We start from the raw sequence: 12,512 nt of genomic DNA, 5'->3' as shown, positions 1-12,512 counted from the left end.
ACACTGAGTAAAGTTAATTATTATGATCACAATTGAAAATATAGCTAAACAGATTAAAAAACAAGAAAAAACTAAATTTGATGATAACAAAGCTGCGGTGTTATTACCTATCGTGGATATTGATCATCAATTGCATATCTTATTTCAAGTTAGATCGAAAAAATTAAGATGGCAACCGGGGGATATTTGCTTTCCTGGTGGGCGTGTTGAATTGACTGATATCAATCCCGAATACACAGCCAAACGTGAAACAGTTGAGGAATTAGGTATAACCTTTGATCAAATAAAAATTTTAGGACAATTACCCAAATTTATTGCCACATTAGGCATAATTATTTATCCATTTGTAGGCACAATAAACTCAATAGATAATTTACAACTAAACCATGACGAGGTTGAACAGATTTTTACCGTCCCTGTTGAGTGGTTTATTCATCATCCACCAGAGCATGCAACAATGTTGGTAGGGCATAAACCTGCTGATGATTTTCCTTTTGATATCATTGCTAATCGTTCACCACATTGGCAAAAAAGATCTGAGCATACCGTCTATTTTTATCAGTATCATAATTGGGTTATTTGGGGATTAACCGCACAAATCCTTAAGCGTTTCATCGAAACCATTTGTAAATAATGCTATCAACAAAATATGAAACAATTACAAATAGACTAGTCAGCACAAAATTAACATCTTTTTAAATAATTTATTTTAAGCAATTTGTGCTAGGCCTTGACTATTTTGTTAAAAGAGCTTGAGGATTATTGCTGAACGTCTTATAAAGGTAGTTAGTTGTTTTACTTTTATTCCTACCAAAACAACGATATGTCTTAACGCTTTTAACAAGTAGACAAGGACAAAACATTCAGGAGCTCCACAAGTTCGAAAACTATCGAAGCAATACCATTATAAATCTATTAATTAAATAAGCGTTAAACAGTGATTTTCTATTTTAATAATTCAAAATGAAGGATTCAATCATGAAACGTTTTACCAAAACCTCTATTGCTTTAGCGGTATTATTATCTTTGCCTGTTGCCAATCTTTACGCAGCTCAACCACTAACTGCAAAAGAAAGTCGCCACTTAGTCCCATTAAAAGAAATCTCAGTGACAGGAAGTTATTTACAAGCTAATAATGCTGCTAATGATATTTCGCGCGCTGCCGATGAAGCAGGTGCTAAATATTACTATATTACAGCAATGGAAAGCCCTGCTAATGGAACTTCGTCAGATCGCGCTATTGTTTATGCCAACATTTATAGCTCTAATGCACCAATCACCGTGGAACAAAATGTAACTACTTATAATGGTGTTGTTTCCTATGGCCGTTCAAAAGCGCTTTACTATTTACCATTTGAAGTTGTTAAATTGAAAGGCAATTACAATAACACCTCTGCAATTACTGAAGCTGCAAGTAAATTAGCCGCTGAAAAAAATGCCTATGCATTTTATATCGATTCTATTTCATCGGCTGATAGTCAAAATCAAGCACAAGATATTGACGTTGCCTTATACAAAAAAGATGCACCTGTAAGGGATTATATCGTCACAACCGCAATACAAGGTCAAGATGCCTACGAAATCAGTAGCGATGCATTTAAACGTATGACACCATACAATACTATTAGCTTCCATGGAAGCTTTAACAATACGTCCGAAATCAGCGAAGCCGCACAAAAACATGCTATTGCTAATGGTGCACACTTTTATTATGTGAAAGAAGTGTCAGCAAACTCAGCAGGCACTGCACAAACTATTTTTGTCAATCTATATAAATAAAGCATCAATAGACTCGTCTTTATAAAAAATCATCCCACGCGACAATCCGTTTGCCCGCGTGGGCTTTAGTTTAAAAATCAGTCAGAAAAGGTATTGATTTTATTAATTTTTTTATTTTAAATTAAAATAAAACAGTTATAATCAATTAAGCAAGCAAAAAGCATTCCTCAAATTCTATTCAACAGTAACAAATCAGTATTTTAGTTTAATTAGAAATTGTATTTAGACAGACAGCAACCGTTAAGAAGGCTATCTATGAGTGTAGATATGGCTGGGGTACCAGGATTCGAACCTGGGCATGGCGGGATCAAAACCCGCTGCCTTACCGCTTGGCTATACCCCAATGAAGGAGATGTGATATCTGGTACGGGTAGTGAGATTTGAACTCGCACACCTTTCGGAACTAGAATCTGAATCTAGCGCGTCTACCAATTCCGCCATACCCGTTAAGAATAATCGAAAAAGTAAATTGTAATCACAAAGATAGACTAAATAATCAGATATCAAAAATTTGAGCAGTTGGAATGGCTGGGGTACCAGGATTCGAACCTGGGCGTGGCGGGATCAAAACCCGCTGCCTTACCGCTTGGCTATACCCCAATAAAGGATAGTCATTAAGATTAAATGGTGCGGGTGGAGAGACTTGAACTCACACACCTTGCGGCGCCAGAACCTAAATCTGGTGCGTCTACCAATTTCGCCACACCCGCACTGGATACTTCCGGTAAAAGTACTACCTAATCTTAATGGTGGCTACGACGGGATTCGAACCTGTGACCCCATCATTATGAGTGATGTGCTCTAACCAACTGAGCTACGTAGCCATTCATTCGCAACGTCATAACCAACACTGCGAGGCGCATTATGCTTGTGTTACGTCAAATCGTCAACTATTTTTTTTAGATATTTTGAAAAAAAACGACAACTGATTAAGATGCAATCAAATCCAGTTTAATAACGCTTCAATTCTCCTTTTTTGTAGCTCAATATGAATTTGTTTTCCAGTATAACCTTCAGCAAGAATGTGTTGCACGTTGACATGGCTAGCAATGTTATAAGCTTCTTTTAGGTAATTTGCCTGTGAAAATGAGGTTGTTTTAGCAAACGCTTGGCTTGCAATAATTAGTTGGTCAAGATGTAACGGATTACGCCAAACATCTATATTATTGAGTAAAGAAACAATTTGCTCCGCAGTCAGCGTTTGCACACATTCAAGATCGTGACGATATTGCTGAACCATAACGGCAATTTTAGTGTAGTTGTTAGGTGCTTTGATTTTTTTACATAAGGCTTCAACCACTGACTTGTTAGGTAGCTGCGCACACAATACCGCAAAACGGATAGTCAAATCGTCGGTTAATAAAGCGGATTGTTTTAATGCATCAATAATATTGTTTGATAAGTCTAATGAAGGAAAGAGTAATGTAAATGCTCCGCATTGTTCCAACACTTGAAAGTAAACTTGAGGGTTTGCTGCTGATAACGCCTTTTCGGTTTCCTTCCATATGCGTTCGGCTGTTAAGTAACTTATTTCGCCAGCAAATACCATTTGTTTCATTAAATCTAGGGTTTGTGGTGCTATTGTAAAACCAAGTTGATAAAAACGAGCAGCAAAGCGTGCCACGCGTAAAATGCGTAGCGGATCTTCACGAAAAGCAGGCGAGACATGGCGCAAAATCTTTTTTTTGATATCATCAACACCATGGTAAGGATCGATGATATTGCCGTTTTCATCCATGGCAATGGCGTTAATCGTTAGGTCTCGACGAATCAGATCCTGTTCTAATGTGATTTCTTCACTAAAATCGCAAATAAACCCAGTATAACCTTTACCTGATTTGCGCTCAGTACGAGCCAATGCGTATTCTTCTTTTGTAGTAGGATGTAAAAATACGGGGAAGTCTTTACCAACTTGTTGATACCCTAAAGTCAAAAGCTCGTCTGGCCTAGCACCAACAACAACCCAATCATGGTCGGCAACCGGCAGATGCAACAATCGATCACGTACACTTCCGCCTACCAGATAGATTTTACTCATCTATCGCATCCAACGATCTTTTTTGCGACGTCTAGGTATTATACTTGGCAATACTAACCCTAAAATAAGTCCACCACCAGCAACAAGTCCACCATAGGTAAACCAAGTGGTAATAAGATCACGACGTTTATCATCCACTTGATTTAACATCGATTCAATCTGTGAGCCCTGCTCTTTGACTTGCTGTTCTAAGGCTGCATTCTTATTTTGTAGTGTTTCTATTGATTTTTCAGCCAATTGTAGCTTTTCGATATAGTCGCTCACCAATTTTTGTTGATTTGTTTCGGCATTATCAACTTTGTCTTGATATTCTGCAAGTTTTGCTTCTAGTGATGGAAAACGCTCTTTATAGCTCGGTTGCTCACTTAGTTTAGCTGTTTCAATCCAAGCTGTATTACCACTATTAAGTTGAATGCGGGTGTACTTACCATCTGCGCTTTTTTCAAGTTCAATAACTTTTTCTCCAGCTTTAACAGCATTAGAATACGCATATTGCGAACCCGGGCCACGACGTAAATAAATATCGACATTATCAGTCACATATTTGTCTATAGCATAAGTATCAAAAGCCATGGACAAAAACGAAAGTAGCGCAATAATATTTTGTTTTTTCATTATATTTCCAACAATCACCCATAAATAGGCACATGATATCATAAATAAACAGCAATTCGCATAGTCATTTTATAATAAATCGTTTTAAACCCTAAAGCGAAATCGGCTACAATATTCGTAGTATATTGAGGTCTTATTTCACACTATCCTTACGATGAATGTTTTATATTTGTTTTTATCTAAACAAACCAAGTAGACTTTTGCTGACTATGCATTTTACAAATAAAAAGCACAAGGACTAAACAAAAAGATCCATAATCCCATTGAAGTAAAGCGTGAAACGATATTGGATTTTTGCTATATTATTGATGAATAACAGAGTTATCTATTAAATAATTGACCAGCCCAATATAATTTTGAACGACATTAATATGGATTAGTGAATGTTCTCCATGGACGGGATTTATAAGCTCTGTTTTATGATGTAGTGGGAACCTGTGGTTATCATGGCATAATATCAACCGATATATGTTTAATATCGGTTACCATTAATACGCCCTTTGTCGCTTCTTGAAGTTTTAATTGCGATGGTTTTTCATCACATTACTGTGAGACTATAAAACCTACTGACAATGGGTCGAAAAATGTAATCATCAGGGATACTTAAGCAATATTAAAAATAGTGATAATTTTGACTCTAAAAACATGACGCATATCATTCGTTTATTACAAGTAGCACTATTTCAATTTTGCCAAAAGGTCCTGACTCAACTAAAGCAATACAGATTTTAGTTAATACGCGTGATTACTTATACGATTAATATTACCAAGGTATAGAAATGAAACACTTTATTACATATTGTTATTTAATTTTATCTATTTTCCTTTGCAGTTGCCATTCAACAACAAAACAATTTAAAGCTTTGAATGAAGAACCCATGATAGCTCCATACTCTCGTTATATAAAAAAGCAAGTGCTTAAAACAGAAGCTAATGGTGAATTAGAAAGTATTGAAACTTATCAATATACAAAATCAGGAAATATATTATCAAGCCATGCCAAATATGCTAATTCAAATAATCTTGAAACTGGTTTTGAATTCGATTATAAACATAAAAAATTTAATCATTATAATCATTTATATCGAATTAATATCACTGGTGGGGACTTCATATTAGATAATAATAATTATGATTTTATTAAATTATCGGGAGTCAACGATGGTACTATTTTCGAGAATGACTTTAAATACAATCAAATAAATACTTTTAAAGATGGCAAAATTATTCTTTCTGTTACAGAAGTTGGTAAACTAAAAACTGAAACTAAAATGCATTGGCAAGATTTTCAACTCATAAAGTTGGAAAGACAAATTTTTAAAAATGACAAATTAAAAATCTATACCCAGTTTAATTATTCATATAACTTAAAAAAACAAATAATAAAATTAGAAATGTATTCAATTTTGCCAGATAAAAAAATTGTTAGTTCGGAAACGACTTTTGGTGAGTATAACAATTATGGTGATTGGACTAAAGCCATCACATTTAGAAAAAATCAAGGTTCACAAGGAACTGGAACTGTAATAACAACAAGAGAAATCGAATATTGGTAATTGTAAAAAAACAATTCAACATTTCATGATTTATTAAAAGTGTAAATGCTTATACAATTACTTAGAAAATTCAAGGAATAAAAACAGGCAATCTATTATTGATTGCTCATTTTTAGTTATTTAATCGTGTTTTTTATACGACATTTCACCATCAAATAGCTTATCAAGATCTTCAATAAATGCTTGTTCAGGTAGATGGTAGAAAATGCCATGTTCGGGCATACCTCGCAAAAAGAGATAATAGACACCTCCAAAATGCGTTTGGTATTGATAATTTAATAAACGACTTTTTAAAAAACGATGTAATGCTAAACAATAAAGTTGATATTGCAAGTCATAGCGGTGCTCGCACATTACTTTTTCTAGTGCTTTTGGGGTATAAGAGTCAACACTCTCACCTAGCCAATTTGATTTATAATCAACTATATAATATTTACCTTCAAATTCAAAGACTAAATCAATAAATCCTTTTAACATGCCTTGTACGGAGTCAAAATCTAACTCAGGGCATAATTTTGATAAAGAATCATATTGTTTACATAAGCTATCCAATTGCTGACTAGTAACAGTTTTTCGTATCGGGAGGTAAAATTGTAATTCGTTAATGCACTTCCCTTTTAGCACTTGTGATAATATTAAATTCGGCTCATGCAATTGAGTCGAAAGTATTTGTTGCATCCAATTTTTTATTACACCACTCCATACTAAATCTAAATTGAGTTTTTTTATCATTTTCTCAGAGAGTTCATCAAAGTTATCTGACATGATATTTTCCATCATGCTATGCATCAATGTACCGACATATGCACCTTTAGGAAAATGATGAATATCGTATGGTAAATCTTTTGGTTCAACGTTGTCAGATTCGAGTGTAGATTCATCCCAATCGTTAATAATATCGGAATTATAAGCCAATACAATATGATTATTTTTTTGCAATTCTGTATAACTTGTGACTCGCCAACTGTTTGATATCTTACGTGTAAATGCGTTAGCCGATAATAATTGATTTGGTAAAATTGAGGGAAAATATTGTTTGTTCTCTATCGGCAATTGGACATCAACTAGATGAGCCATATTGGCAATTGTTCTTAAATCGCCTTTTAATAAATGATTAATAGCCGATCTGTTTTTTTTCAAAGAGGCAAGCCCAATACTACAATGATAAACCGAACGCGTCATTGCAACATATAATAGCCGCAAATCTTCAGCAAGGCGTTCATCTTCTATTTGTTGCTTAATTTCGTTAGTTAATAACCATGCATAAGTTGGTTGATAGTCATTGTCTTTATCGTGATAAAATTGGCTGTCAGACACACGATACATCGAAATAAACGGCAACCAAACAATTGGGAATTCCAACCCTTTGGATTTATGAATGGTAATTATTTTGACAAGATTTTCGTCACTTTCAAGCCGTTGCTGATGATTTTCCAGATTCGGATCTGGACTAACTATTTGTTTCGTCAACCAACGAATTAAGGCATGGGGACTATCTAACTCATAAGAAGCGTCTTGGAGTAATTCACCTAAATGCATTAAGTTAGTTAATGTTCTCTCACCGTCTTGGCGAGCTAAGATATTTTCAGCTAAATGACGTTTTTTCATCATTCTGCGTAACATCACTAATACACCATAGTATTGCCAAATTGCTTGATATTGTTTGAATTCTTCGACTAAGTTCTCCCATTTATCTTGATCATCGCTGATTTGCTCAAGCTCAGTCATCGTTTGCCCCAAGAGCGAGGTCATTAATGCTAATCTTAGTTTTGTTTCATTTTCAGGCATCAAGACTGCTTGTAATAGGTTCAATACCTCTTTTGCTTCAATTGAAGAAAAGACACTACTATGGTTTGATAAATAAACACTTTTAACGCCACAATTGGCCAATTTTTGCTGAATAATGCTAGCTTCTCGCCCTGTGCGTACTAAGATCGCAATATCAGCAGTAGTTACAGGACGTTGTTCTTTTTCGTTATCAATTAATAGTGAGGAGTTAGATAATAAAGTCACAATTTGGTTAGCACAACAGCTAGCTATGAGTTCTTGATAACTATCATTTGTTACAATATCATCAGGCAATAAATAAGCAGCTAATGCAGCAACTTCTTGGTTATTAATTTGTAAAGATTTTTGCTGATTTCGTTTTGCCGCATCCATAGGTAAGAAAGGAATATCTTTAAATATAAATGGATTATCATTATTAGCAAATAATTGGTTAACAGCTTTAACCATCGAAGCAGATGAACGATGGTTTACATCCATAGTAAAATAATTTTCTCCCGTTGATTGCTTGGCTTTTAAATAAGTGAATATATCAGCGCCTCGAAAGCTATAAATTGCTTGTTTTGGATCACCAATAAACAGCAAACCTTGTTCAGAGTGTGGGTTGCCATAAATACGGTTAAAAATTTGATACTGTGCAGGATCGGTATCTTGAAATTCATCAATCAAGGCTACACGGTATTTTGAAGCTATACTTTTCGCTAATCGTTCGCCTGATTTTGCTTGTAATGCTCGGTTAAGTTGCCAAATAAGATCATCAAAGCTCATTTTTCCTTGTTTGATTTTTTCATTATAGATCCCTTTTTGAATCACGCTAACAATATCTATTAAGATTTGGCTGCGTAAATTCAATGGCTGTTGATATAGGTTGTCAATTTGTTCAAAAACAAAATGACATGGAGCAACCTTTCCTTCTTTCGTTTTTTCAATTAAAACTGATTGCTTAAATTTTTCAAGCTCGCTTGGTAATTCAAACGTTAGCGTTGGATTACTAGCCCATTTAGATACTTTATTTATCCAATTGGGCAAATATCGACTGCTATAAGATTGTTTACTGACTCCTGATTGGATGATGATATCAACTAATTCATCAGTCGATGCTAACCAAGACTGTTTAATATCTTCAATCTTTTGATAATTTTGTTGGTAAAATTCCTCAATTGTTACACTGATATCTGAGTTTACCTTGGTATTATCGTTAAGACTTAGACCTAAATATGGGTTAATATCTTTCAATAATGAGGTTGGATCTTGCCATGTATTAAGTACTAAATGAGCAAGTGGTTTATCAAGTGGCGTAAAATAGTGCCGCCAAAAATCTTGTACCACTCGCAATTTTAGTTGATTCTCATCAGAAATAAGCGTTTGTTCAAATAAAACGCCAGATTCGAAAGCATGACTAGTGAGTATTCGCTGACAAAAACTATGTATAGTATAAATTGCTGCATCATCCATTGATTGTTGAGCTACAGTAAGTTGTTGTACAGCCAACTCGCGATTAACAATTAAATCAATTAATTGTTGATAAATAGGATCTTGATGTTGTCCTTTTAGCAACCCAATTCGCAATTCTTGAATATTTTGTCTTATCCGCGAGCGTAATTCTTGAGTTGCCGCTTTAGTAAAGGTAACGACTAGAATTTCATTTACTTCTAAAGGTATTGGATGACTATTTTGGCCAATACCAAGCAATAACCTTAAGTAAATGAAGGCAAGCGAATAAGTTTTACCTGTTCCAGCTGACGCTTCAATCAAAGTTCGACCAGTTAAAGGTAAATCAAAAAGATTAAGTTTTTTTACTCTGCTTGATGAAACCATTCAAATTTCCCTGCAGAGTTGGGCGATAAACTAATACAAGCAATTGCAGCAGTAGGAAACATAGGAGGAGAAACATGAGGACACAGTTCATTAACTAAATAGCCTACTAAAGGCAAATGTGATACCACAATCACATTTTCAACACCATCATTTAATAACACCGTTAATATATCGGCAACATGAGATGGGCTACCGCCAGGCACTAAAAACGAATGAGTTTCAATACTTGCAACACTAACATGTGATGATAATTCGGTTAATGTTTGTTGAGCTCGTAGGTAAGGACTCACTAAACCACAATCAAATTGGTAGTTTTGCTGTTTAAGCCATATTCCCGCTTGATTTGACTGCTCAATACCATAATTCGTTAACGTGCGGCTTGAATCCGATGAAGCTGAAAATCCGGCTTCACCGTGTCTCATAATGCAAACTTTCATAAATGTTTAATTAGCGTAATTTTAATTGGAAAATCATGCATTCAGCACCGCAACAAAAAGTGAAGTTAGCAGTTAATTTAAAACCATTGTTCACCTTTTCAATCCGGCTTGTGATTTCACATGGTTCAGTTGCAACATCTTCGGCTGCCTGAGTCAATAAAACTAATTTTGCCTGAGCTTCCGATTCTGTTACAAAAATATGTTCATACTCTGCGCTACAATCTTCGTTGTCAATGATTGTGCCAACATCCACACAACAACACGCTGCAGTTTCGTTTGCTTTACATTTGTTTAAAGAATCTGTCATGCTATACCTCAATTTACCTGTTAATATTGCTAACAGTATACTCTTAATCATAACTTAGGGCAAAATGCTAACGCTTTTTTATTGCAGTTAAAGTGATGCAATTAAAATCCTTTATTTTTGAATAACTACAAGTTAAATAAAACCAATATTTGATTAGCATTGATTATATGACGCTAGTGCAAGGAACTGTAATAATACGTATGAAATGAATAAAAAAACCTTTGCCACTTGGGCAAAGGTTAGTCAAACTAAAATTTAGGTGCTGAAGGGCGACCGCGTTTTTTAGCGCCCCCTTTATCTGATGCATCAAATTTGTTGCTTTTACGCCCTCGCTTAGCATCAGAGGCCGCTCCGCTAACAAGACTCATTTTCATTGGCTGATTAAGCACTCTTACTTTTTCAAAGTGTTTTAATATGTCTTTTGGCATCCCTTTTGGCAATTCAACAGTAGAGTAAGTCTCATAAAGCTTAATATTACCAATATAACGACTACTAATATCTGCTTCATTTGCAATAGCGCCAACGATATGACGAACTTCTACACCATTTTCTTTACCAATTTCGATACGATACATATCCATGTCGCCTACATCACGACGTTCACGACGTTTTGGCGTTTCACGGTTATCCCCGCGTAAACGACGTTCTCCTCCACGACCATCAAAATCACGGGTATCTCGTGATGGTTTAAATACCGGATCAGGTGGAAGAATGAGTGGACGTTCGCCTTGAGCTAATTTTAATAATGCTGTTGCTAATGTTTCCAGATCAGTACCACTATCAGCCTGTATTTGTGATAATAAGGTTTGATATTGTTCTAAATCACTACTTTCTAATTGTTTCTGAACTTGCTGAGTAAACTTAGCTAAACGGCGTTTTTCAAGTAATTCTTTTGATGGTAATCCAACTTCTGGAATTGGTTTTTTAATGGTTTGCTCAATATTTTTAAGCAAACGACGTTCACGACTATCAACAAATAAAATAGCACGACCAGCACGTCCTGCTCGCCCTGTACGCCCAATACGGTGAACATAAGATTCAGAATCCAATGTAATGTCATAGTTAATCACTAAGCTAATACGTTCAACATCTAAACCACGAGCCGCAACATCTGTTGCAATTAAAATATCTAAACGACCATTACGTAAACGATCTAATGTCTGTTCACGCAATTGTTGTGTCATATCGCCATTTAATGCAGCACAACTATAACCATGTTTTTCAAGTACTTCTGCCACATCTAAAGTAGCCGATTTTGTTCTAACAAAAATAATGGCAGCATCAAAATCTTCTGCTTCTAAAAAGCGAACAATTGCTTCGTTTTTACGCATACCGCGAACAAGCCAATAACTTTGGTCAATATCAGGCGCCGTTTGATTAGTACCTTTAATTTGAACTTCTTTCGGATTGTGCATAAATCGTTTAGTAATACGACGAATCGGTGCTGGCATCGTTGCCGAAAATAACGCTGTTTGGTGATTTTCAGGAATGGTTGCCATGATGCTTTCAACATCATCAATAAAGCCCATTCTTAACATTTCGTCAGCTTCATCAAGCACTAAACCTTTCAAATTGGAAAGATCCAATGTTTTACGATTTAAGTGATCAAGCAAACGCCCTGGTGTACCAACAACAATTTGTGGTCCTTGTTTTAAAGCACGTAATTGCACGTCATAACGCTGACCGCCATATAAAGCTAGTACTTTTATCCCTTTCATATATTTTGAATATTCAGAACAAGCATCTGCAACTTGCATAGCCAATTCACGCGTTGGTGCTAGAACTAAAAGTTGTGGCGCTTTTAAGTTTGCATCAATATTCATTAAAAAAGGGATTGAAAAAGCAGCAGTTTTACCGCTACCCGTTTGTGCCATTCCCAATACATCGTTACCCTTTAATAATAAAGGAATACACTCTGATTGGATTGGTGATGGCTTGCTAAAACCAAGATCATTTAATGCGTTAAGAATATCCTCGGATAAACCAAGATCAATAAAAGAAACTTCTGTTGTCATGTAAACTCGCTTATAAATTTTGAATATATAAACTTGCTTATTTAGTTAACAAAAAGATTGATGATTATTAACTAACACCAATTTTAATATATCTTGTTTTTGCTAAACCAAATAAAGAAAGCAAATATAAATTTATGCCAGCTCACTAAATTGAAAATTTAC

General features: G+C 35.1%; 9 protein-coding genes and 5 tRNA genes. 3 read left to right on the top strand and 11 right to left on the bottom strand.

From position 1 onward, the window contains the following. Window positions 1–22 precede the first annotated feature (22 nt). Both GYX25_RS00570 and GYX25_RS00565 read left to right on the top strand, forming a co-directional pair. On the top strand, window positions 23–634 hold the full coding sequence (locus tag GYX25_RS00570) for an NUDIX hydrolase (protein ID WP_091347529.1): 612 nt from the start codon (window positions 23–25) through the stop codon (window positions 632–634). Window positions 635–978: 344 nt separating this feature from the next. After that, on the top strand, window positions 979–1,779 hold the full coding sequence (locus tag GYX25_RS00565; protein ID WP_167349301.1) for a YdgH/BhsA/McbA-like domain containing protein: 801 nt from the start codon (window positions 979–981) through the stop codon (window positions 1,777–1,779). Window positions 1,780–2,047: 268 nt separating this feature from the next. On the opposite strand, the gene GYX25_RS00560 is transcribed toward GYX25_RS00565, so the two are convergent. From GYX25_RS00560 to GYX25_RS00530, 7 genes are all read right to left on the bottom strand, one after another. After that, window positions 2,048–2,122: transfer RNA gene (locus tag GYX25_RS00560), tRNA-Gln, on the bottom strand. Between the two features lie 19 nt (window positions 2,123–2,141). Then, a tRNA-Leu gene (locus tag GYX25_RS00555) sits at window positions 2,142–2,226 on the bottom strand. A 78-nt stretch (window positions 2,227–2,304) separates the two neighbouring features. After that, window positions 2,305–2,379 (bottom strand) — tRNA-Gln (locus GYX25_RS00550). A gap of 25 nt (window positions 2,380–2,404) precedes the next feature. Beyond that, a tRNA-Leu gene (locus GYX25_RS00545) sits at window positions 2,405–2,489 on the bottom strand. 37 nt (window positions 2,490–2,526) lie between these two features. After that, window positions 2,527–2,603 (bottom strand) — tRNA-Met (locus GYX25_RS00540). Between the two features lie 116 nt (window positions 2,604–2,719). Next, the gene (locus GYX25_RS00535; RefSeq protein WP_091347534.1) at window positions 2,720–3,817 is read right to left on the bottom strand and encodes a hypothetical protein; all 1,098 of its coding nucleotides are present in this window, start codon (window positions 3,815–3,817) and stop codon (window positions 2,720–2,722) included. Beyond that, complete coding sequence (locus GYX25_RS00530; protein WP_174786423.1) at window positions 3,818–4,432, bottom strand: TIGR04211 family SH3 domain-containing protein; 615 nt, start codon at window positions 4,430–4,432, stop codon at window positions 3,818–3,820. It lies immediately after the preceding gene. A gap of 779 nt (window positions 4,433–5,211) precedes the next feature. On the opposite strand from GYX25_RS00530, the gene GYX25_RS00525 reads away from it, so the two are divergent. After that, window positions 5,212–5,988 carry a hypothetical protein gene (locus GYX25_RS00525; RefSeq protein WP_174786422.1) on the top strand — a complete coding sequence of 259 codons (777 nt, stop codon included), beginning with the start codon at window positions 5,212–5,214 and terminating at the stop codon, window positions 5,986–5,988. A 120-nt stretch (window positions 5,989–6,108) separates the two neighbouring features. On the opposite strand, the gene recB is transcribed toward GYX25_RS00525, so the two are convergent. The 4 genes from recB to GYX25_RS00505 form a co-directional block, all read right to left on the bottom strand. Further along, window positions 6,109–9,591 (bottom strand): exodeoxyribonuclease V subunit beta, encoded by a 3,483-nt coding sequence (gene recB / locus GYX25_RS00520; RefSeq protein WP_174786421.1) that lies wholly within the window; start codon window positions 9,589–9,591, stop codon window positions 6,109–6,111. Further along, window positions 9,570–10,028, bottom strand: a complete 459-nt coding sequence (gene sixA / locus GYX25_RS00515; RefSeq protein WP_174786420.1) for a phosphohistidine phosphatase SixA — start codon at window positions 10,026–10,028, stop codon at window positions 9,570–9,572. Before sixA ends, recB begins: the two co-directional genes overlap by 22 nt. Window positions 10,029–10,038: 10 nt before the next feature. Further along, window positions 10,039–10,335 carry a YfcZ/YiiS family protein gene (locus tag GYX25_RS00510; RefSeq protein ID WP_091347547.1) on the bottom strand — a complete coding sequence of 99 codons (297 nt, stop codon included), beginning with the start codon at window positions 10,333–10,335 and terminating at the stop codon, window positions 10,039–10,041. Window positions 10,336–10,583: 248 nt separating this feature from the next. After that, a complete protein-coding gene (locus GYX25_RS00505; protein WP_091347550.1) occupies window positions 10,584–12,350 on the bottom strand; it encodes a DEAD/DEAH family ATP-dependent RNA helicase in 1,767 nt (588 codons plus the stop codon). Window positions 12,351–12,512 lie beyond the last annotated feature (162 nt).

Source organism: Gilliamella sp. ESL0254 (assembly GCF_013344985.1).
Lineage (GTDB): Bacteria > Pseudomonadota > Gammaproteobacteria > Enterobacterales > Orbaceae > Gilliamella > Gilliamella bombicola.
Note: the sequence above shows the minus strand (reverse complement) of the source record. Positions and strands in the feature narration are given on the sequence as shown.

Excerpts from the sequence above, each read along its gene's own strand:
- GYX25_RS00505 (WP_091347550.1), bottom strand. The coding sequence starts at position 12,350 with ATGACAACAGAAGTTTCTTTTATTGATCTTGGTTTATCCGAGGATATT.
- GYX25_RS00565 (WP_167349301.1), top strand. The coding sequence starts at position 979 with ATGAAACGTTTTACCAAAACCTCTATTGCTTTAGCGGTATTATTATCT.
- GYX25_RS00530 (WP_174786423.1), bottom strand. The coding sequence starts at position 4,432 with ATGAAAAAACAAAATATTATTGCGCTACTTTCGTTTTTGTCCATGGCT.
- GYX25_RS00510 (WP_091347547.1), bottom strand. The coding sequence starts at position 10,335 with ATGACAGATTCTTTAAACAAATGTAAAGCAAACGAAACTGCAGCGTGT.
- GYX25_RS00570 (WP_091347529.1), top strand. The coding sequence starts at position 23 with ATGATCACAATTGAAAATATAGCTAAACAGATTAAAAAACAAGAAAAA.
- sixA (WP_174786420.1), bottom strand. The coding sequence starts at position 10,028 with ATGAAAGTTTGCATTATGAGACACGGTGAAGCCGGATTTTCAGCTTCA.
- GYX25_RS00535 (WP_091347534.1), bottom strand. The coding sequence starts at position 3,817 with ATGAGTAAAATCTATCTGGTAGGCGGAAGTGTACGTGATCGATTGTTG.
- recB (WP_174786421.1), bottom strand. The coding sequence starts at position 9,591 with ATGGTTTCATCAAGCAGAGTAAAAAAACTTAATCTTTTTGATTTACCT.
- GYX25_RS00525 (WP_174786422.1), top strand. The coding sequence starts at position 5,212 with ATGAAACACTTTATTACATATTGTTATTTAATTTTATCTATTTTCCTT.